The 21,680-nt window shown below is 65.5% G+C and carries 17 protein-coding genes and 1 riboswitch; of the genes, 14 read left to right on the top strand and 3 right to left on the bottom strand.

The window, feature by feature from the left end:
* The first annotated feature begins 198 nt into the window (after positions 1–198).
* The 4 genes from BN1969_RS04190 to BN1969_RS04175 all read left to right on the top strand — a co-directional run bounded on the left by BN1969_RS04190 (position 199) and on the right by BN1969_RS04175 (position 4,812).
* Positions 199–684: a MarR family winged helix-turn-helix transcriptional regulator gene (locus BN1969_RS04190; RefSeq protein WP_050623157.1), complete on the top strand. Its 486-nt coding sequence runs from the start codon at positions 199–201 to the stop codon at positions 682–684.
* Positions 681–2,504, top strand: a complete 1,824-nt coding sequence (gene ftsH, locus BN1969_RS04185; protein WP_050623156.1) for an ATP-dependent zinc metalloprotease FtsH — start codon at positions 681–683, stop codon at positions 2,502–2,504. Before BN1969_RS04190 ends, ftsH begins: the two co-directional genes overlap by 4 nt.
* A gap of 90 nt (positions 2,505–2,594) precedes the next feature.
* Positions 2,595–2,701, top strand: a riboswitch (TPP riboswitch).
* A gap of 305 nt (positions 2,702–3,006) precedes the next feature.
* Positions 3,007–3,525 (top strand): energy coupling factor transporter S component ThiW, encoded by a 519-nt coding sequence (gene thiW, locus BN1969_RS04180; protein WP_050623155.1) that lies wholly within the window; start codon positions 3,007–3,009, stop codon positions 3,523–3,525.
* A gap of 105 nt (positions 3,526–3,630) precedes the next feature.
* Positions 3,631–4,812: a winged helix DNA-binding domain-containing protein gene (locus BN1969_RS04175; protein WP_050623154.1), complete on the top strand. Its 1,182-nt coding sequence runs from the start codon at positions 3,631–3,633 to the stop codon at positions 4,810–4,812.
* A 289-nt stretch (positions 4,813–5,101) separates the two neighbouring features.
* On the opposite strand, the gene BN1969_RS17815 is transcribed toward BN1969_RS04175, so the two are convergent.
* Entirely contained in the window at positions 5,102–8,737 is a 3,636-nt protein-coding gene (locus BN1969_RS17815; RefSeq protein WP_050623153.1) for an ABC transporter permease, read from the bottom strand.
* A 62-nt stretch (positions 8,738–8,799) separates the two neighbouring features.
* Positions 8,800–9,501, bottom strand: a complete 702-nt coding sequence (locus BN1969_RS04165; RefSeq protein WP_050623152.1) for an ABC transporter ATP-binding protein — start codon at positions 9,499–9,501, stop codon at positions 8,800–8,802.
* 161 nt (positions 9,502–9,662) lie between these two features.
* On the opposite strand from BN1969_RS04165, the gene BN1969_RS04160 reads away from it, so the two are divergent.
* From BN1969_RS04160 to BN1969_RS04125, 8 genes are all read left to right on the top strand, one after another.
* Entirely contained in the window at positions 9,663–10,250 is a 588-nt protein-coding gene (locus BN1969_RS04160; protein WP_050623151.1) for a TetR/AcrR family transcriptional regulator, read from the top strand.
* 132 nt (positions 10,251–10,382) lie between these two features.
* Positions 10,383–10,958 (top strand): xanthine phosphoribosyltransferase, encoded by a 576-nt coding sequence (locus BN1969_RS04155; protein ID WP_050623150.1) that lies wholly within the window; start codon positions 10,383–10,385, stop codon positions 10,956–10,958.
* A 119-nt stretch (positions 10,959–11,077) separates the two neighbouring features.
* The gene (locus BN1969_RS04150; RefSeq protein WP_050623149.1) at positions 11,078–12,382 is read left to right on the top strand and encodes a BMP family ABC transporter substrate-binding protein; all 1,305 of its coding nucleotides are present in this window, start codon (positions 11,078–11,080) and stop codon (positions 12,380–12,382) included.
* A gap of 193 nt (positions 12,383–12,575) precedes the next feature.
* Entirely contained in the window at positions 12,576–14,150 is a 1,575-nt protein-coding gene (locus BN1969_RS04145; protein WP_082203648.1) for an ABC transporter ATP-binding protein, read from the top strand.
* Entirely contained in the window at positions 14,147–15,274 is a 1,128-nt protein-coding gene (locus tag BN1969_RS04140; protein WP_050623148.1) for an ABC transporter permease, read from the top strand. Before BN1969_RS04145 ends, BN1969_RS04140 begins: the two co-directional genes overlap by 4 nt.
* Positions 15,271–16,266, top strand: coding sequence for an ABC transporter permease (locus tag BN1969_RS04135; protein ID WP_050623147.1), 996 nt, complete (start codon positions 15,271–15,273; stop codon positions 16,264–16,266). The genes BN1969_RS04140 and BN1969_RS04135 overlap by 4 nt, the downstream gene beginning before the upstream one ends.
* 749 nt (positions 16,267–17,015) lie before the next feature.
* Positions 17,016–17,228, top strand: coding sequence for a ribbon-helix-helix domain-containing protein (locus BN1969_RS04130; protein ID WP_050623146.1), 213 nt, complete (start codon positions 17,016–17,018; stop codon positions 17,226–17,228).
* Positions 17,218–17,511 carry a hypothetical protein gene (locus BN1969_RS04125; protein WP_050623145.1) on the top strand — a complete coding sequence of 98 codons (294 nt, stop codon included), beginning with the start codon at positions 17,218–17,220 and terminating at the stop codon, positions 17,509–17,511. The genes BN1969_RS04130 and BN1969_RS04125 overlap by 11 nt, the downstream gene beginning before the upstream one ends.
* A 318-nt stretch (positions 17,512–17,829) precedes the next feature.
* Here the strand turns inward: BN1969_RS04125 and BN1969_RS04120 are convergent, their stop codons facing one another.
* Positions 17,830–20,490 carry a cation-translocating P-type ATPase gene (locus tag BN1969_RS04120; protein WP_050623144.1) on the bottom strand — a complete coding sequence of 887 codons (2,661 nt, stop codon included), beginning with the start codon at positions 20,488–20,490 and terminating at the stop codon, positions 17,830–17,832.
* A gap of 165 nt (positions 20,491–20,655) precedes the next feature.
* On the opposite strand from BN1969_RS04120, the gene BN1969_RS04115 reads away from it, so the two are divergent.
* Both BN1969_RS04115 and BN1969_RS04110 read left to right on the top strand, forming a co-directional pair.
* Positions 20,656–21,018 carry a BlaI/MecI/CopY family transcriptional regulator gene (locus BN1969_RS04115; RefSeq protein ID WP_050623143.1) on the top strand — a complete coding sequence of 121 codons (363 nt, stop codon included), beginning with the start codon at positions 20,656–20,658 and terminating at the stop codon, positions 21,016–21,018.
* Between the two features lie 2 nt (positions 21,019–21,020).
* A partial coding sequence (locus BN1969_RS04110) for a M56 family metallopeptidase (protein ID WP_147576994.1) occupies positions 21,021–21,680 on the top strand: 660 nt, incomplete at its 3' end.

The following is a 21,680-nucleotide window of genomic DNA, read 5'->3' as shown; positions in this document are numbered from 1 at the left end:
TCACTTCCTCACGATAATGATCTCTCACACTGGACCTAATTGTAGCCGACTTTTCCCCTCTTTTCAAGGGCAAGTCCCGCCTGGAGAATTCATAATTTATACAAATATTTTTTACACTCCATTCACCCTGCCGCCCCCGCCCCGGTCTATACTGTTCCCATCAGAACAGTTTCTTTTTGAACTATCGGAGGTGTGCCTATGCTCTCCCCCTTGGAGACCGCCCTGACCGGCCAGCCCTTCCGCCGCCTCTACTGCCGGATGCTGGACGAGCTGGCTCAGGAGTGGTCCCTCTCCCGCACCGAGGCAGAGGTGATGTTCCTGCTCTCCTGTGATAAAACCCTGGACACCGCCCGGGACATCTGCGAGACTCAGCTGCTGAAAAAATCCGCTGTCTCCCGGGCGGCGGAGGGTCTGGTGCGTCGGGGATGGCTGGAGGCGCTGCCCGACCCCCGGGACCGGCGGATCCAGCATCTCCGACTCCTGTCCCCTGCCCGGCCTTTCAGCGAAGAGGTCCGTCGGGCAGGAGAGGCGTTCTTCTGTCTGCTGCTCCAGGATGTCACCCTGGAGGAACAGCAGCAGATGGAGAAGATCGCTCAGAAGATAGAGCACAATGTGCGCACCGTACTCAGCCAGTCCGATTCGATTCCACACATTTTGATGAAAAAGGATGGGAAACCGCTATGAAAGAAGTGAAGCAGCCCTCTAAAAAGCCTCTGGTCTATTACTACCTGGTGGCTCTGCTCATTCTGATGGTGCTGAACTTGACCCTGTTCCCCGCCATGCTGGAGACCCCGGTCCAGGATGTGACTTACGATCAGTTCATGTCCATGACCTATGAGCAGAATGTGGGCCAGGTCCAAATCGAGGGGGATGAGATCACCTTTACCGACAAGACCAACGAGAAGGTCTACCGCACCACCGCCACCAACGACCCTGACCGGACCCAGCGCCTTTATGAGAATGGGGCCCAGTTCCAGGAGATCGACACCCAGCCCGGCCTGCTCACCTCCATCCTGGTGGGCTGGGTCCTGCCCCTGCTCCCCTTCCTGCTCATCGGCTGGTTCATCAACAGACGGATGAAAAAATCCATGGGCGGCGACGGCATGATGTTCGGCATGGGCGGCGGCTCTAATGCCAAGATGTATGTCCCCTCATCCACTGGAATCCGCTTTGCCGACGTGGCCGGCGAGGACGAGGCCAAGGAACTGCTCAGCGAGATCGTGGACTTCCTCCACGACCCGGAGAAGTACCGCCAGATCGGCGCCAAGCTGCCCAAAGGCGCCCTGCTGGTAGGCCCTCCGGGCACCGGCAAGACCCTGCTGGCCAAGGCGGTAGCCGGCGAGGCCAACGTGCCCTTCTTCTCCATTGCCGGCAGCGAGTTCGTGGAGATGTTCGTGGGCCGGGGTGCCGCCAAGGTGCGGGACCTGTTCAAGCAGGCCAATGACAAGGCCCCCTGCATCGTGTTCATCGACGAGATCGACACCATCGGCAAGAAGCGGGACGGCCAGATCGGCGGCAATGACGAACGGGAGCAGACCCTGAACCAGCTGCTCACCGAGATGGACGGCTTTGACGGCTCCAAGGGCGTGGTGGTGCTGGCCGCCACCAACCGCCCGGACAGTCTGGACCCCGCCCTGCTGCGCCCCGGCCGGTTCGACCGGCGCATCCCGGTGGAGCTGCCCGACCTTCAGGGCCGCATCGATATCCTGAAGGTCCACGCCAAGCAGATCCGTCTGGCGGAGGACGTGGACTTCGAACCCATTGCCAAGACCGCTGCCGGGGCCTCCGGCGCAGAGCTGGCCAACATCGTCAACGAGGCCGCTCTGAGGGCGGTGCGGGCAGGCCGCCCCTACGCCACTCAGGAGGACTTGCAGGAGAGTGTGGAGGTGGTCATCGCAGGATACCAGAAGAAGAGCCGGGTGCTCTCCGACCAGGAGAAGAAGATCGTGGCCTACCACGAGACGGGCCACGCCCTGGTAGCCGCCCTCCAGACCCACTCCGCCCCGGTGCAGAAGATCACCATCATCCCCCGCACCTCCGGCGCGCTGGGCTATACCCTCCAGGTGGACGACGGTGACCATTTCCTCATGTCTAAGGATGAGCTGCTGAACAAGATCGCCACCTACACCGGCGGCCGGGCCGCCGAAGAGCTGGTCTTCCACTCCATCACCACCGGGGCCTCCAACGACATCGAGCAGGCCACCAAGCTGGCCCGGTCCATGATCTCCCGCTTCGGTATGAGCGACGAGTTCGGCTTCGTGGCCTTTGAGACGGTGAGCAACCAGTACCTGGGCGGGGATGCTGCCCTGGCCTGCTCCCCGGAGACCCAGGCCCGCATCGACCGGAAGGTGACGGAGATGGTGGACACCCAGTACCAGAAGGCCATGGACCTGCTGAAAACCAACGAGGAAAAGCTCCACCAGCTGGCCCAGTACCTCTATGAGCACGAGACCATTACCGGGCGGGAGTTCATGGAGATCCTAGAGGGACAGCGGGAGGTCTGACAGACGGCCTTCTCCTTCCCTCCAGGGTCCGCCGCGCCAGGGTCCGAAAATTTTTCTTGACAAACCGGGCCTCCGGGCCCATAATACAGTTGCAAAAGACAGGGGAGCCTGCGGCAGCGGGCTGAGAGGAAGCTGAGCGCTTCGACCCTTCACCTGATGTGGGTCATGCCACCGTAGGGAGTCATGCTGGCCGTGACCAGACGGGGTGCCCACCGGGCACCCCGTTTTTTGATCCTTTCCGAAGGGAGCGTGAGGAGACACATCGGCGCCCCGGCCTGGCCGGGAGCGGGCAGAGGGGGAGCGCCCTGTGCCCGGGCCGCATACAGCAGCGATGGGAAGCCGTGTTCCGGCGTGAGAGGGGGCCAGTAAGCCCCGACCGAACCCAGGGAGGACCCTGTCTGTCCTTCCGGGACCCGATTTGTGGCCCCTCGGGGCCGGAAAAAGGGGAGACGCTGTCTGCTTTTGTGTGTTTCCCCATCCATTTTGAAAGGAGCACTTTCCCATGAATCAGAGCAACACCAAAAAGCTGGCCATTGCCGGCATTCTGTGCGCCGTGGCGGTGGTGGGCAGCCTGTTCACTTTCCCCGTCCTGGCCAGCAAGTGCGCCCCCATCCAGCATATGGTCAACGTCCTGTGCGCTGTCCTGCTGGGCCCCTGGTACGGAGTCGGGGTGGCTTTCGGCGCCAGCCTGATCCGAAACCTGCTGGGGCTTGGCACGATCATGGCCTTCCCAGGCAGCATGTGCGGCGCCCTGCTGTGCGGACTGGTGTTCTGGAAGACACGGAACCTCCCCGCCACCCTGGTGGGGGAGGTCTTCGGCACCGGCATCATCGGCGGCCTGGCCGCCTATCCCGTGGCCATCCTGTTTACCGGTGCAGACGCCGCCACGGTGGCTTTCTACGCCTACATCGTCCCCTTCCTCATCTCCACTGTGGCCGGCGCCATTCTGGCCGGCATCCTGGTTGCCGCCCTGGGGCGGACCGGGGCCCTGTCCTCCATGCGGACCGCCCTGGAGCGCTGAATCCCCACTTCTTTTCCCGGCCCGCAGAGCGGGCCGGGTTTTTTGCTTTTTTGCCTCCTCCGGGGTATAATGGGACCAACGACGAGACAAGGGAGGTCTTTTCCCATGGACATCACCCCGGAACAGGTCCGCGCCCACCGGCTGCGGGCCCACCATCTGGACCGCCGGTATCCCGCCAGCCGGATACTGGAGGCTGCGGGGGCCTGCGGGCTCCAGAACTCCCCGCCCGGCGGGTGGGAGACTGCCCTCTTCCAGCGCCTGGAGGGCTGCTCCCTCCCCCTCCTCCGAGACGCCCTGTACCGGGACCGGGCCCTGCTCCAGGCCTGGAGCATCCGGGGCGTGCCCCTGGTCTTTCCCGCCGGGGAGAGCGGCGTCTTTCTCTCCCCCCTTCTGGCCCGGGAGGGGGAGTGTCCCTGGATCTACACCCGGGGGATCACCGCGGCCCTGGACTTTGTCGGCATGTCCTTCGACGAGGCCCACGCCCGGGTGCGGGAGGCCGCCCGCTGCCTGGACGGGACCACCGTCCGCAGCAAGGAGGCCCTGGACCAGCTGCTGGCTGACCGGGTCGGGGAGCAGCTCCCGCCGGAACAGCGGGCCCTGTGGGACTCCCCCTCCATGTACGGCCGCCCTGACAGGCAGACCGTGGGAGGCGCCGCTGTCTCCTTTCTCCTCCGCCCCTGCTCCTTTGCCTCTCTGGTGGTGTTCGGCCGCCGGGAGGAGAACAGTCCCACCTTTACCTCCTTCCGCCGCTGGCTGGGCCGGGAGCCCTCCCCCTGCCCTCAGGGGGAGGCGGAGCTGGTGCGGAGATTTCTCCACTGCTACGGCCCCGCCGCCCCCGCCGATCTCCAGGCCTGGCTGGGCAGCTCTCCCCAACAGGCGAAGCGGCTCTGGTCCGCCGCCGCAGAGGAGATGGAACCGGTCCGGGTGTTGGGCCGGACCCGCTGGGCCCTGATCCGGGACCGGGACAGCCTCACCGCTCCGCCGGAGCAGCCCGGCCGCCTGATCCTGCTGGGGCCCCACGACCCCTATCTGGACCTGCGGGACCGAGCCCTGGTCCTGGAGGACCCCGCCCGCCAGCGCCAGGTCTGGCGGACAGTCTCCAACCCCGGCGCCGTTCTGAAGGATGGGCGCGTGGCCGGCATCTGGACCGGAAAAGCGGTACAGGGACGACTAGAGTTCTCCCTGTCCCTGTGGGAGCCCCTCTCTCCTGGAGCGCGTCGGGCTCTGGAGCATGAGGCGGGGGCCTACGCCGCCTTCCGGGGCCTGGAGCTGAGTCTCCTGCCCTAATCGCGGGGCCGCCTGATCCGCAAGCTGAGCAGCTGTGCCCTACGGGCGGTGCTAATCAGTTTACGAACAAGCCTCGCAAAGTTCGCGCCCGCAGGCGCGAATCCAGTTCTGATCTGTTTTCCCCGGCGACATGTGCGTCGGGGAAAACACCTCTCAGGCTGCAAGTGTGGGGTTTGTCCGCCTGCGGCGGACAAACCCTGCGCGCGGCAGACTGCATCTTTCTCGAAAAAGTGGCCTTGCCACTTTTTCGACCCTCTCAGCGCCGCCCATCGGGCGGCGCTGCTGCTGTTCATTCCACTGTCTTCAGCGACTCTACCATATCCAGCTTTTTCAGCTTCCGGTGGGCCGCCAGATTGACCACCAGGGAGAAGACGGCGGTGAGTACCCCGGCGTAGAGATAGCTGGACAGGGCCAGTGTCCGCCCGAACATGAGCAGGTCGATCTCCACTGTCAGCACCAGCCACTGGTGGAGCAGCTTCCCCATCCCCATCCCCAGGGTCACGCCGAACACCGTGAGGATCACGTTCTCCCGGTAGATATAGGCGGACAGCTCGCCGTCGTAGAAGCCCAGCACCTTCAGGGTGGCCAGCTCCCGCATCCGCTCGGTGATGTTGATGTTGGTCAGGTTGTAGAGCACCACGAAGGCCAGGGCCGCGGCGCACACGATGATGAGGACCACGGCGTAGTCCACGCTCTCCAGACTGGAGGTGAATACCTCCCGGGTGGCCGCCACCTGGGACAGGGTGGTGACGCCGTCCAGCCCCACCAGCTCCGCGTCCAGGGCCTCCGCCCCTTCAGCGGGGTAGGCCGCCAGCACCTGGTTCTCCTCCGGCGGCTGGCCATACAGGGTCTGGTAGTAGGCGTCGGTCATGTAGACATAGTGCATGATATAGTGCTCCGTGACATCCGCCACCCGTACCTGGACCCGGCTGTCCCCGTCCAGAGTGAAGGTGTCCCCCGCCGACACCCCCAGCAGGGAGGCCAGCTTCTCCGTCAGGACCACTCCGTCGTCAGGCAGGAGCACCGGCACGCTGTCCGTCCGGTGGCGCAGGGAGACGAAGGGGACCAGCGCCTCCTGGCTGGGCACCACTTCCACCGTGCAGTCCACCGTGTACCGCTCCGTCTCGGCGGAGGCCGTCTCCGAGCGGCTCACCAGCCATCCGCTCACCAGCTCGGACCGCTCCAGCGCCCCGGTCACCTCCGCCAGCTCGCCGGGGGTCACTCGGTCCACCAGCCCGATCTGGGCGGTATAGCGGTAGATCTCGTCGTACTGCCTGTCCATCACGTCGAAAATGGAGCCCCGCAGGCCGAAGGCGGTGACGATCAGGGCCGCGCAGCCACCGATGCCCACCACCGTCATCCAGAAGCGGCGCTGATAGCGGAACAGGTTGCGCAGGGTGATCTTGTAGTTGAAGGACAGCCGCCGCCACAGGGGGGCGATCCGCTCCAGCAGGATGCGCTTGCCCATGGGGGGTGCCTTGGGCCGCATCAGCTCCGCCGGCACCGCTGCCAGGGTGGAGAAGCAGGCCGCCAGGGCGGAGAGGGTCACCGTCCCCACCGCGGCCCCGCAGGCCAGCAGGGAGGTAGCGGGGTAAAAGCCGTACTGGATCTCCCCCACTGTGTAGAGGATGGCCCAGGCGTTGCAGATGATCCAGGGCAGCAGGGTCAGCCCCACTGCCAGCCCCAGGGCCGCCCCCGCCGCGCTGGCCAGGAAGCCGTAGCCCACATATTTCACCGCGATGGCCCCCTTGGAGTAGCCCAGGGCCTTCATCCCGCCGATGGTGATCCGCTGCTCCTCCACCATCCGGGTCATGGTGGTCAGGCACACCAGGGCGGCCACCAGGAAGAAGATCAGGGGGAACACCGCCGCCAGACTGCCCATCCGGTCGGCATCCATCTCGTAGCTGGCGTAGCCGGTGTTGGTGCCCCGTCCCAGGAGATACCAGGAGCAGTCCTCCAAGGCATCCAGGTCCCGCCGGGCCTGCTCCAGCTCCTTGCGGGCGTCCGCCAGCTCCTGCTCCGCCTCCGCCTTCCCCTCCTCATAGTCGGCCAGGCCGTCGGCATACTCCGCCTCGCCGTTCTGCAGCTCAGTCAGGGCATCCGCCAGCTCCGCCCGGCCGTCCGCCGACTCCCGCTCCAGGGTCTCCCGGGCGTCCGCCAGTTCCGCCTGGCCGTCCCGGTACTCCTGCCAGCCCTCGTCCAGCTCCTGCCTGGCATCCGCCAGCTCCCGCTCCCCGTCGGCGAGCTCCTGCTCCCCATCCGCCAGCCGGGCCGCGCCGTCGGCGTACTCCGCCTCCCCGTCGTCCAGCTCCCGCTTGGCCTGGGTCAGCAGCCCCAGGGAGGCGTTGAGCTCCAGGGCGCTGGACTGGAGCCGGGGCAGCCCAGCGGACAGCTGGGCCTCCACCTGGACGGCCTGGACCTCCAGTGCCTCCGCCTGGGCCAGGGCCTGGGCCGCCTGGGCCTGGAGCTGCTGAGCCTGAGCCGTCAGCTGCTGGGCCTGGGCCTCGTACTGCTGGGCCTGGGCTTGAAGCTGCTGGGCCAGCAGCAGATTTCCCATGGCTGCGGCCTGCTGGGCCTGGGCCGCATACTGCTGGGCCGCCGCACCGGCCTGGGCGGCCCCCTGCTGGGCCTGGACCGCCCCCTGCTGGGCCTGGGCCGCCCCCTGGCGGGCCTGCTGGGCCCCGGCGCGCATCTGCTCCACGCCCGCCAGCCCCTGCTCATACTGGGCCATCCCCTCGGTGTAGGCGGCCAGGCCGTATTCATATTTGGCGTACCCCTTGCGGTACTCCGCCCAGCCGTCATCCAGCTCCGCCCGGGCGTCCGCCAGCTCCTGCCGGGCGTCCGCCACCTCCCGGCGGGCATCCTCCAGCTCGGGCAGGGCATCCTGGTACTCCTGCTCCCCGTCCCGCAGCTCAGTCAGAGCGTCCGCCAGCTCCGCCTCCCCGTCGTCGATCTCCCGCTGGGCATCGGCGGTCTCCTGTTCAAAGGTGTTCAGTCCGTCATAGTACTCCGCCCAGCCGTCATCCAGCTCCCGCCGGGCATCCGTCAGCTCCGCCTCCCCCTCGGAGAGCTCCTGAGACACCTCCGCCTCCCCGTCAGACAGCTCCCGCCGGGCGTCCGCCAGGGCCTGCTCGGCCTCTTCCCGGATGGACTCCCCCCGCAGGGCGGAGCGCTCCTCCGCCAGAGGCTCCAGGGCGTCGGAAAGGCTGTTCACCAGCTCGGTGTAGTCCTCACTGTAACACAACAGCTCCTCCGCCCCCTCCGCCCGAAGGTAGGCGTCGGTGTAGTAGTCCAGGGAAAAGGCCGCCTGCGGCAGCAGAACAAAGGCTGAGACCGCCCCCGTCCCCAGAGAGGAAGAACCCCGCTCCACGGAGATATACAGAGGGGAATCCGCCGTTCCCACGATGGTGAATTCCCGCCGGGCCAGGGCGTCCTCAAAGTCGCCGGTCCCGGTGTCCAGGCGGATGGTGTCCCCGATTGACAGGCCCGACTTCTCCAGAAACAGGGGCTCCACCAGGCACTCCCCCGCTTTCCGGGGCAGCCGCCCCTCTACCAGCCGGGGGCGGTTGGACCCCTCCTCTGCAAAGGAGTGAACCTTTACGATCATCTCCTGATCCTTCAGGGGGACAGCTGCGTCGATGGTGTAGGCCCCCTCGGCTTCCTCCACCCCCTCCTGCCGGGCCAGCAGCTCCACATCCTCCTCCGTCAGGCCCAGGGTGGAGACCACCCGCAGGTCCATCAGCCGCTGCTGATCAAAATACAGGTCACCGGTCTCCTTCATGTCGGGGGCAGTGGCCCGCAGTCCGGCCAGGAAGCACACCGCCAGGGCGGAGAGGACCAGCAGGGAGAGGAAGCGGCTGCGGGTGTTCCGAACCTCCCGGACCGCGTCGGTCAGCAGGCGGCTGGGGGCTTTTTTTCGGGACATGGGCTGTTCTCCTCCTCTCCTTTTTGTATTTTTTCTTCACAAAATCGCATTTTGTAGGGGCATTACCACTCAATGGTCTCCACGGGGACCGGGCGGTCGTTGTGGTCGATGCGCTCCACCCGCCCGTTCTTCACGTGGATCACCTGGTCTGCCATGGGGGCTATGGCGCTGTTGTGGGTGATGACCACCACCGTCATGCCCTGCTGGCGGCAGGTGTCCTGGAGCAGCTTCAGGATAGACTTGCCGGTGACATAGTCCAGTGCCCCCGTGGGCTCGTCGCACAGCAGCAGCTTGGGGTTTTTGGCCAGCGCCCGGGCAATGGCCACCCGCTGCTGCTCCCCGCCGGAGAGCTGGGCAGGAAAGTTGTTCAGCCGCTCCCCCAGCCCCACATGGCGCAGCACCTCCTCCGCGTCCAGGGGGTCCCGGCAGATCTGGGCGGCCAGCTCTACATTTTCCAGGGCCGTCAGGTTCTGCACCAGGTTGTAGAACTGGAACACGAAGCCGATGTCATATCGGCGGTATGTGGTGAGCTGTCGGGCCCCATAGCCGCTGATCTCCTGGCCGTCCACCCTGATAGCCCCGCTGTCACAGGCGTCCATCCCCCCCAGGATGTTCAGCACCGTGGTCTTGCCCGCGCCGGAGGGCCCCACGATGACGGCGAACTGTCCTTTCTCAATCTCAAAGGAGATGTCGTCCACTGCGGTGATGGTGATCTCCCCCATCTGATACCGTTTCCCCACATGCTGAAGGGAGATATAGGCCATAGGTCATCCCTCCTGTTGTCCGTTATAAAACAGGTGTTGAATATCTTGTATTTTTTATTATAATAGTGGATAACAGAGGATTGCAATGGGCAAAAGGGCGGCTTCTGTGGAAAATCCGACAGGTTCTGTCCTCTGTGTCGAAAAACGGAGGAGGTGCGTCCATGGCGGAACAGCGCCAGGACCGGAGGGTCCGCAGGTCCAAGGCCCAGCTGCGGCAGGCCCTGATCCAGCTGCTCCAGGAAAAGCCGGTGGAGGAGATCACTGTCCGGGAGCTGACTGAGCGGGCCGATGTGAACCGCGGGACCTTTTACAGCCACTATCAAAACATCTACCACATGCTGGAACAGGTGGAAAACGAGCTCTTCGACGAGCTGGGGCGGCTGCTGGATGCCTATCCGCCCCACCTGCTCCGGGACGAGCTGACCCCCATCCTGGTGGACGTGTTCCGCTTCGTGCGGAGCAACAGCCAGCTGTGCCTGGCCCTGATGGGCGCATGGGGGGAGGGCGACTTCTTCCGCCGGCTGGACGCCATGATCTATGCCCGCTGCCTGCGGGAGTGGCAGGGCATCTACCCCCTGGGCAGTCTGGACGGCCCCAACTACTGTCTGGAGTTCGTCATCGCCGGGGCGGTGGGCATGGCCCGCTCCTGGGCCCTTCAGGGCTTTCCTCAGGCGGAGGAGGAGCTGGCCCGCCTGGCCGATCGGCTCATCTCCTCTGGTCTCGCCGGCACGCTTCAGCACTTCGATTGATTTCTTCATTTTTCGCTCCATCTTTTTGTGGAAATCGCCGGTCGAAAAAATGAAAGAAATCGTTGCGGGACCCTTCTTTTTTCGATAAAATGAATCTGTATCGGAACTTGAAAAAGAGGGATGGGACAAGCTATGGAGCTTTTGAAAGAGCGTATCCGCCGGGACGGCAAGGTAAAGGGGACCGACGTGCTGAAGGTGGACAGCTTCCTGAACCACCAGATGGACATCAAGCTCTTCGCCGAGATCGGCAGGGAGTTTAAGCGCCGCTTCGCGGACTGCCAGATCAACAAGATCCTCACCATCGAGGCTTCCGGCATCGGCATCGCCTGCATCACGGCCCAATACTTCGACTGCCCGGTGATCTTCGCCAAGAAAAGCCAGACCAAGAACATCGCCGGCGAGGTCTACACCGCCAAGGTGGAGTCCTTCACCCACGGCCGGGTCTATGACATCATCGTGGCCAAGGAGTTCCTGGGCCCCGGCGACCGGGTGCTCATCATCGATGACTTTCTGGCCAACGGCGCCGCCCTGATGGGCCTGTCCAAGCTGGTGGAGGACGCCGGCGCCACTCTGGTAGGGGCCGGCATCGTCATCGAGAAAGCCTTCCAGCCCGGCGGCGACATGATCCGCGCCCGAGGCATCCGGCTGGAGTCCCTGGCCCGCGTCAAGTCCATGAATGAGGAGACCGGCGTGGAGTTCGTGGACTGAGCCCGCCGTCCCCAGAATTGAATCGCCCTTCGATTAAAACCGGCTCGCCCGGTTTTAATATATTTGTGCGGGACCCGTCCGGCTCCTGCACATGATCTTTTAAGGAGGAAAACACATTCATGAAGAAGCTTCTTGCCTTTGTCATGGCCGCCGCCATGACGCTGTCCCTGGCCGCCTGCGGCGGCGGCAGCTCCAGCTCCGCCGGCACCAGCACCCCCGCCGGCACCAGCTCTGCTCCGGCCGCCTCCAGCACCCCCGCTGACACCGCCGACTTCAAGGTGGGCGCCATCTACATCAACGGTCAGAACGACACCGCCGGCTACACCTTCCAGCACCACAGCGGCATCACCAAGGCTATGGAGAACCTGGGCCTGGACCCCGCCAGCCAGCTGCTCATCGTGGACAACGTGGCGGAGGATTACACCGCCGTCTCCAACGCCATCGACACCCTGGCCGGCCAGGGCGCCAATATCATCTTCGGCATCTCCTTCGGCTACATCGACGCCATGAATGACAAGGCGGAGGAGTACCCCGAGATCATCTTCTCCCACGCCACCGGCTACATGGGCAATGACACCAACTTCAACAACTACTTCGGCCGCATCTATCAGGCCCGCTACCTCACCGGCGTGGCCGCCGGCCTGAAGAGCCTGGAGATGGGCAACAACTCCATCGGCTACGTGGCCGCCTACAACCGGGAGTATGCCGAGACCTGCTCCGGCATCAACGCCTTCGCCCTGGGCGTGCAGGCCGTCAACCCCGACGCCGTGGTCCATGTGAACAAGATCTCCACCTGGGGCGACGAGAACCTGGAGCGCCAGGCTGCCCAGGCCCTGATCGACACCTATGACTGCTGCGTCATCGGCCAGCACTGCGATTCCGCCCAGCCCCAGCTGGTGGCCGCCGAGAACAACGTGTTCGGCTGCGGCTACAACTCCGACATGACCGAGCAAGCCCCCAACGCCCACCTCACTGCCGCCATCTGGCACTGGGATGTGTACTATCAGGCCGCCATCGAGACCGCTATGACCTGCGGCGGCGCCGAGAACTTTGTCACCGAGATGGGCGGCAACGCCTACTACGCCGGCCTGTCTGAGGGCTTCGTGGACGCCTCCACCCTGAACGAGCTGGTGGCTGCCCCCGGCACCGCCGCCGCCATGGAGGCCGTGCGTGAGCTGATCGACAGCGGCGAGTGGGACGTGTTCTCCGGCGTGAAGCTGAACATCACCGTGGACGCCGAGGCCGGCACCGCCGCTGTGGAGCAGGTGGATGCCCCCCTGATGTCCGACGGCTATGAGCTGAAGGACGGCGAGGTCGTGGAGATGGCCAACCCCGAGATCGTGCCCGCCGGCGGCGCCAGCGTGACCGACGACGTCATCAAGAGCGGCATGAACTACAACGTGGCCGGCGTGGTGGAGGGCTGAGTCCCCTCCCCCCGTCAGACACAGCGCAGACCCTGAACCGGGCCGGCCGGCATCCCCCGCCGGCCGGCCCGGCCTTTTGGCTCCTGCTCCCCGGTCCGGACCCGCCTCCGGACCGGGGAGGAGCAGCCAAAGGCGGCGGAGGGCCGCAGGGGACCGCCGGTCCCCAAGGATAATGAGAAAAGGGGAGAACGCCATGCCAACAGAATACGCCATCGAAATGAAGGGCATCACCAAGACCTTCGGCAGCGTGGTGGCCAACAGGGATGTGGAGCTGAACGTCAGACAGGGGGAGATCCTGGCCCTGCTGGGTGAGAACGGCTCGGGCAAGACCACCCTGATGAACATGCTGTCCGGGATCTACAAGCCGGACAGCGGCGCCATCCTGGTCAACGGCCGGCAGGCGGTCATCAATTCCCCCGAGGACGCCAAGCGGCTGGGCATCGGCATGGTGCACCAGCACTTCAAGCTGGTGGACATTTTTTCCGCCGCGGATAACATCTGGCTGGGGGATGAGAAGTCCGGCCCCATTCTGAAGAAGGACCGGTACGCCGTCATCCAGGAGATGGCCCGGAAGTTCGGCTTTGACATCGACCCCCGGAAAAAGGTGTACAATATGGCGGTGTCGGAGAAGCAGACCCTGGAGATCATCAAGGTGCTCTACTACGGGGCCAAGGTCATCATCCTGGACGAGCCCACCGCCGTCCTTACCGTCCAGGAGACAGCCAAGCTCTTCGACGTGCTCCGCCGCATGAAGGCGGAGGGCCACGCCATCATCATCATCACCCACAAGCTCAACGAGGTGCTGGAGATCTCCGACCGGGTCTCCATCCTCCGCAAGGGGGAGTACATCACCACCGTAGACACCGCCCAGACCGATGAGCAGCAGCTCACCGAGTTCATGGTGGGCCACAAGGTGGACCTGAACATCGAGCGCCCCGTGGTGGAAAAGACCCGCCCCCTGCTGGAGATCCGGGACCTGACCATCCGCAGCGACGAGGGTGCCGTGGCCATCGACCGGGTGAACTTCTATATCCGGGGCGGCGAGATCCTGGGCGTGGCCGGCATCGCGGGCTGCGGCCAGAAGGAGCTGTGTGAGGCCATCGCCGGCCTGCGGCCCATCGAGGGCGGCCAGATGATCCACAAGGGGGAGAACATCGTGGGTCTCTCCCCCAAGGCGATCCTGGACAAGGGCATCTCCATGTCCTTCATCCCGGAGGACCGGCTGGGCATGGGCCTGGCCCCCTCCCTGTCCATCACGGACAACATGCTGCTGAAAACATACAGCGACGGCAGGGGCATCTTTGTGGACCGGAAGCGGGGCCGGGCGGAGGCGGAACACGTCATCCAGGAGCTGGAGGTGGTCACCCCCTCCACCGAGACCCCGGTGCGCCGCCTGTCCGGCGGCAACGTGCAAAAGGTGCTGCTGGGCCGCGAGATCAAGGCCGGCCCCAACGTCATCGTCACCGCCTATCCTGTCCGCGGCCTGGACATCAACTCTTCCTATGCTATTTACCACATTCTCAACGAGCAGAAGAAGTCCGGCGTGGGCATCCTGTTCGTGGGCGAGGACCTGGACGTGATGATGGCCCTGTGCGACAAGATCATGGTCCTCTGCCACGGCAGAGTGATGGGCGTGGTCCACGCCCACAAGGTCACCAAGGAGGAGCTGGGCCTGATGATGACCGGCGCCCTGGACCTGACCCGCAAGTATGAGGACAAGCCCGCGGGCATTGCCCGGGACACTCTGATCGAGGAGGTGGACCAATGAACCGGAAAGAACCGCTCTTCCGCGTGGTCAAGCGGGAGTCGTCCAGCCCCGTCCGCCAGGCCCTGGCCTATGTGGCGGCGGTGGTCATCGCCCTGCTCATCGGCGCGGCCCTCCTCTCCTCCATGGATGTGGACCCCCTCACCTTCTACCAGAAGATGGTGACCATGGGCATCCCGGGCAACAAATTCCCCTGGCGCATCGTGGAGAACTTCGTCAAGCTCTTTGTCCCCCTGCTCATCACCTCCCTGGCCCTGTCGCTGGCCTTCCGGATGCGCTTCTGGAACATCGGCGGAGAGGGGCAGTTCATCATGGGCGCCATCTGTGCCGCCGCGGCCGCCCACAAACTGGGCCCGATCCTGCCCCAGCCCCTGGTGGTGCTGGTCATGGCCCTGTGCGGCATCCTGGGCGGCGGCCTGTACGGCCTGATCGTGGCCCTGCTGAAGGTGCGCTACAACACCAACGAGACCCTGCTCACCCTGATGCTCAACTACATTGCCCTCTATCTCCTCCAGTTCCTGGGGGAGACCAAGGCTGGCTGGAACTTCTTCCTGGACCCCGATTCCGCCCGGCCCAAGTTCGCCGGCTTCCCCGACAACGCGGACATGATCACCTTCCCCCTGGGTCCCTTCAACCTGAACCTGTCCCTGATCATCGCCATCGTCCTGTGCGTGCTCCTCTTCGGCTATCTGAAGTACACCAAGCACGGCTATGAGATCGCCGTGGTGGGGGACAGCCCCAACACCGCCCGCTATGCGGGCATGAAGGTGGGGCGGATCGTGGTGCGCACCATCTTCCTGTCCGCTGCCCTCATCGGCCTGGCCGGCGCCTTCTATGTCTCCTCCGCCGGCACCCTGTCCACCTCCGTCACCAACGATGTGGGCTGGACCGGCATCGTGGTGGCTTGGCTGGCCAAGCTGAACACGGTGGGCATCGTCATCACCGCCCTGCTCATCACAGTGCTCCAGTTCGGCTGTCAGGCTGCCAGCACCACCTATTCCTCCATCGACGCCAACTTCGCGGACCTGATCCAGGGCATCATCCTGTTCGCCGTCCTGGCCGCGGACTTCTTCACCCGCTTCCGTCTGGCGCGGCGCGCCGCAGCCCCCAAGGAGGTGTCCAAATGAACGCATCCATCGACGTATTGACCCTCTTCCTGTTCAACATCGTGCTGGTGAACATCCCCCTGCTCTACGGCACAGTGGGCGAGATCGTCACCGAGAAGGCTGGCAGCCTGAACCTGGGCGTGGAGGGCACCATGGCCATCGGCGCCATCTTCGGCTACCTGGCAGGCTGTATGGCCAACAGCCTGCTGGTGGGCCTGCTGGTCTCCTTCCTGGCCGCCGGCCTGTGCGGGGCCCTGTTTGCCCTGCTCACCGTCTCCCTCCAGGCCAACCAGAACGTCACCGGCCTGACCATCACCACCTTCGGCCTGGGCCTCTACTTCTTCATCGGCAAGGGCCTGGGGGACCGCTGGCCCGTCATGACAAGCGCCGACGCCCTGGTCAGCGGCTTCTCTGCCCGGGAGATCCCCCTGCTCTCCTCCATCCCGGTGGTGGGCAAGGCCCTGTTTTCCCACAACATCCTGGTCTATCTGGGCATCCTGGTGGCGGCGGCGGTGTGGTGGTACCTCACCTGCACCAAGACCGGCCTGCGCCTGCGCTCCGTGGGGGAGAACCCCGGCGCTGCCGACTCGGTGGGCGTCAACATCCTGCTGTATAAGTACGTCCACCTGATCCTGGGCTCCGGCATCATGGGGCTGGGCGGCTTCTATATGGCACTGAACATGGGCGGCTCCTTTGAGGGCTCCAACTGCTGGATCAACGGCTACGGCTGGATCGCCATCGCCCTGGTCATCTTCGCCAACTGGAACCCCCTGTATGCCATCCTGGGCACCCTGGTCTTTGGCTTCTTCAACACCCTTCAGATCTACTCCGGCTCTCTGGCCGGCGCATTCCCGGACGCTCTGGGCTGGCTCAACAGCATCCCCTCCCACCTCTTCAAGGCCCTCCCCTTCCTGATCACCGCTATCGTGCTGGTGGTCACCTCCATCCGCAAGCGGGAGGGCAGCGGACAGCCCGCCGCCCTGGGCCTGAACTACTTCCGCGAGGAGCGGTGAACGGCCTTTTTCCACCATCAGCGCCCTGTCCCCTATGGGACAGGGCGCTTTCTGTGTCCCGATGGGGGCATCGGACCCTACGGGGTGCAATCTTCTCCCATTGCCTGCGTAGGGGCGCACATCGTGCGCCCGCCGGTCTCCCACCGGCCGCCCCTATTCTGCCAGGACAGGCGCGATCCCCTCGTGGGGTATGCCCGCCAATTCAACACACCAGCGGCGGCAGTACAAACGGGGGAACCGGGTGTCGTCCATCACCCGCGCCGGACGCGGGCGCCATGCCCAAGGGCCCGCGTCTCCCGTATTGGGGGTCCGTGGGAAAGCGGACTGCGGGACTCAGGCGGAACGCATGTGGAGCCGTGGTCCCGCCGGGAGCGTCACCCGGCGGCGCTTTGCCTACTTTGCCGCCGGGGGCAAAGTAGGCCGCCCCGCAGGGCGGAATCCCTTGGAGGCGGAGACGGTGGGATGGAAGGAAGACCCCTCATCCGTCACGGCATACGCCGTGACACCTTCCCCCCTGTGGGGGGAAGGCTTTGAGTGCGCCTCCCGGGGCCGCCCCTGTGCTGAAAACCCAGCCTTGTCCCGTCAGCACCGAACTATGACATCTGCCTGATGTCATAGTTTCACCACAAATCTGTTATACTGATGCCACCATCCGCCGTCATTGGTTTGATACCGCCGTTCTCACACTCCATTTAACATTGATGGGAAGATTCTCCTGCTATAAAATATGTGAGAAAGAAGGTGAGTCCATGGAGAGAGATATCCTGCGCATCCGTCAGAAACCCTTGAAGGGAGAGGATGGGTGCCGCACCTTCTCTGTCCGCATCCGTGAGGATATCGTCTCCCGCATGGATCTCATTGCCGCCCAAACCGGGCGGAGCCGAAACGAGCTTGTGGGCATATTCCTGGAATATGCCCTTGACCACTGTGAGATAGAGGAGGGCACCCGCAATGAATCGTGATTACCGCGATTACCCGGCCAGCATTTGGGACGCCATCGGTGATGTTGACCAGGGGATCTGCTGTGCCGCCCTGGGCGGTGTGGTGTGGGATTTTGTGAGCCATCTGACCCCGGCGCAGCTCCTCGCCGCCATGGACAGCGCCGCGCTGGAGACCCTGCGGGCCATCCGGGACATCCTGGAGGACGACACGCTGGAGGACCCGGAGTGTGTCCAGCGCATTGATGCCATTCTCTCCGCCTTCTATCTCAAGCTGGGGGCGGAGGTCCACCGCCGCGGAATTTGAATCGTCCCGCGCCTCTGCCCTCTGCGGGAATGAATCCCACCGCGCACGAAAATGCGCCCCGGCCTGCTTAGTCCAGGGCGTCAGCTTGCGGAAAAAGCCTCGCAGAGTTCGCGCCCGCAGGCGCGAATCCAGTTCTGATCCGTTTTCCCCGGCGACATGCGCGTCGGGGAAAACACCTCTCAGGCTGCAAGTGTGGGGTTTGTCCGCCTTTGGCGGACAAACCCTGCGCGCAGCAGACTGTATCTTTCTCGAAAAAGTGGCAAAGCCACTTTTTCGACAGTCTTGCGCCCCGGCCTGCTCAGGCCGGGGCGCGTCTGTTTACTTTCTGGCCGCGGACAGCTCCTTCTCCTGTCTGGGCTCCTCCGCCTCCGGCCTGCGCCGCCGCAGGGCCTTTTCCGCCTCGCAGATGGGGATGGGGGCCATGGCCAGGGCCAGCACCGTCACCCACTGGGTCAGGTCCATGGGGCACACGGAGAACACCCCCTGAAGGGGCGGCAGGAGCAGCACAGACAGCTGCATGACCATCCCCGCCAGGAACGCCTTGTTCATGGCCGGGTTGGACAGCGCCCCCTGGGCCAGCAGGGACTGGTCCTCGCTGCGGACGTTGAAGGCGTGGAACAGCTGGCTCAGCGTCAGGGTGGCGAAGGCCATGGTGTTGGCCGCCGCCCCCTCCATGCCGGGGGCGCCCAGGTGGAACAGCCCCAGCAGATAGGCCCCCAAAGTCAGCCCGCCCACCATCAGTCCCTGCCACGCCAGGCGCAGGGAGAATCCCCGGGAGAACAGCCCGGCGGAGGGGTCCCGGGGCGGCTGGTCCATCACGCCCTCCTCCACCGGCTCCACGCCCAGGGCCAGGGCGGGCAGGGAGTCAGTCACCAGATTCAGCCACAGCAGCTGCACCGGCACCAGGGGCATCTGCCCGAAGTTCAAGAGGGTGGCCACGAAAATGGTGAAGATCTCCCCGATGTTGCAGGAGAGCAGATAGTGGATGGCCTTGCGGATATTGGAGTAGATCCCCCGCCCCTCCTCCACCGCCTGAACGATGGTGGAAAAGTTGTCGTCTGTGAGGATCATCTCCGCCGCTCCCTTGGCCACGTCGGTGCCGGACAGCCCCATAGCGCAGCCGATGTCCGCCGCCTTGAGGGCTGGGGCGTCGTTGACGCCGTCCCCCGTCATGGCCACCACCCGCCCCTTTTTCTGCCAGGCCCGGACGATGCGCATCTTGTGCTCCGGCGACACCCGGGCAAAGACAGCGAATTTTTCAATGTCCTCCTCCAGCATCTCCTGGGGCATGAAGTCCAGCTCCGGGCCGGTGAGGGCCAGGTCCCCTGGGCGGCAGATGTCCAGCTCCCGTGCCACCGCCATGGCCGTGGCACGGTGGTCCCCGGTGATCATCACCGGGCGGATGCCCGCCTGGTGGCACCGCTCCACCGCCCCCTTCACCTCCCGCCGGGGTGGGTCGGCCATGCCGAACAGCCCCAGGAAGGTAAGGTCCCGCTCCACCGTCCCGCTCTCCAGCTTTCTGGGCTGCAGGGACAGCTCCCGCCGGGCCACCCCGATGACCCGCAGGGCCCGGCGGGCCATGTCCTCATTGGCGGCGAGGATCTGTCTCCGGTCCGCCGGCGACAGTGGGCCTCTTGGGCCGGACACGCACCGCTCCAGCAGCACGTCCGGTGCCCCCTTCACCAGCACCAGGCGGCCGCCTCCCTCCTTTTCGTGGACGGTGGTCATCAGCTTGCGCCCGGAGTCGAAGGGGATCTCCCCGGTGCGGGGCAGGCTCTCGGACAGCTGGTTCCGGTCCAGCCCCTCCCGGGCGGCGGCCACCACCAGCGCCCCCTCGGTGGGGTCCCCCGCGGATACCGGGGCCCCCGCCTTCCACTCCAGCCGGGCGTCGCCGCACAGGGCCCCCGCCAGCAGGGCGTCCCGCCGGTGGCCCCCCGCCGGGATCCACAGCTCCCGCACCGTCATCCGGTTCTGGGTCAGGGTGCCCGTCTTGTCCGAGCAGATGACGCTGGCACAGCCCAGGGTCTCTACCGCGGGCAGCTTCTTCACGATGGCCCCCCGGTCCGCCATCCGCCCCACCCCCAGGGCCAGCACGATGGTGACGATGGCGGGCAGGCCCTCCGGGATGGCGGCCACCGCCAGGGAGACGGCGGTGAGGAACATGCCCAGCATGTCCTTCCCCTGGAGCAGCCCCACCCCGAACATGACGGCACATACGGAGAGGCATAGGAAGGAGAGGGAGCGTGAGATCTCCCCCATCTTCCGCTGGAGGGGGGTGGGCTGGGTCTCTCCCTCCAGCAGCAGGCCGGCGATGCGGCCCATCTGTGTGTCCATGCCGGTGGCGGTGACCAGGGCGGTGGCCCGCCCCGCCGTGACCAGTGTGCCGGAGATCACCATATTGGTCCAGTCTCCCAGGGGGGCGTCCTCCGGCAGCGGCCCACCCGCCGCCTTCTCCACGGGCACCGACTCCCCAGTCATTGCGCTCTCGTCACAGCGCAGTCCCGCCGCCTCCAGCAGGCGGGCGTCCGCAGGCACCAGGTCCCCCGCCTCCAGCAGGATCACGTCCCCCGGCACCAGCTCCGCCGCCTCCACCCGGACGGGCGCGCCCCCCCGCAGGGCGGTGGCGTGGGGGGAGGTCATCTTCCGCAGCTCCTCCAGGGCCCGGTGGGCGTGGTCCTCCTGGGAGATGGAGATGATGTTGTTCACCACCACGATGACCAGGATGATGGCCGCATCCAGCCAGTCCTCCCCCCGGCTGGCCGCCAGAGACAGCCCCGCCGCCCCCAGCAGCACCAAGATCATGGGGTCCTTCATCTGGGCCATCACCCGGGAGAGCAGCCCCGGCCGCCTGGGGGGCTCCAGCTGATTCGGCCCGTACCGGGCCAGCCGCTCCTCCGCCTGCCGCCGGGTCAGTCCCCCGGGCCGCGCGTCCAGTTCCTGAAAAAGATCGGCCTGCGGCCGGCTGTGCCAGCTGTCCATGACCTCACGCTCCCTTCCTTTGTACCGCTCAGTATAGACCCCGGCCTGTCCATTTTTTGCAGAATCCAGGGGGCTGTGACAGGCTTTTTCCCGACAAGGCTTGACAAGTTCCTCCTACACATGTAGAATCATCTCAGAAATTCTACATGTGTAGGAGTGGTCTTTATGTGGAAGCTGACGGACAGCGAGTGGAAGGTGCTGGAGGCCCTCTGGGCCGGCGGGCCCCAGCATCTGGGGCAGATCCTGGGCGCCCTGGCGCCGGAGACCGGCTGGAGCCGCACCACCGTGCACACCTACCTCACCCGGATGGCCGCCAAGGGGCTGGTATCCATGGACCAGTCCTCCCCCCGGCGGTACGCCGCCATCCCCAGCCGGGAGACGTGCGCCGCCCGGGAGCGGCGGGATCTGGTGGACCGGGTCTATGACGGCTCGGCGGGCCAGCTGGTGGCCGCCTTTGTGAAGGACGGCAGCCTCTCCCCCCAGGAGCGGGAGGAGCTGCGCCGCCTGCTGGACGAGATGGAGGTGTAGCCGTGTTCGATCTCTGGTCCTTCCTCCATCAGACGGCGGCGGCCAGCATGGCCGCCCTCTTCGTGCTCGTGCTCCAGCACATCTTCCGGGACAAGCTCTCCCCCCAGTGGCAGTACGCGGTCTGGATGGTGGTGGTGCTCCGGCTGATCCTGCCTGTGGGCTGGCTGGGCCGCTCTGCTATAGCCGACCTGACGGGGCTGGGCGAGGCCCTGCGGACTTGGGTCGAGCTGGGGCTGGACTCCGCCTGGTCCTCCCCCTGGACCCCCTCCCTGCCCCTGGCGGGCATCCCCATCCCCCCGGCGGGCGGACTGCCCCGCTCTGTCACTGACTGGCTGTTCCTCCTCTATCTGGCGGGGGTCCTCCTGTCCGCCCTGTGGCTGGCGGCGGGCGGGCTGCGGCTGCGCCGCTCCCTGGGGGAGGCCGTGCCGGTGGCCGGAGCCCGGCTGGAGGCCGTCGCCGCCCTGGCGGAGCGCTTCGGTCTGTCCATGCCCCGGCGGGTGGTGGAGAGCCGCGCAGCCTCTACCCCCTTCCTGGTGGGGGTGGTCCGTCCGGTGCTGGTGCTCCCCATGGGCTGGGCCCCGGACCGCAAGGTGATCCTCCACGAGCTGATCCATTTGAAACAGCGGGACGTGGCCGCCGGGTGGGTCACCGCCCTGTTCCGG

This window comes from Clostridium phoceensis (assembly GCF_001244495.1).
Lineage (GTDB): Bacteria > Bacillota > Clostridia > Oscillospirales > Oscillospiraceae > Lawsonibacter > Lawsonibacter asaccharolyticus.
Note: the sequence above shows the minus strand (reverse complement) of the source record. Positions and strands in the feature narration are given on the sequence as shown.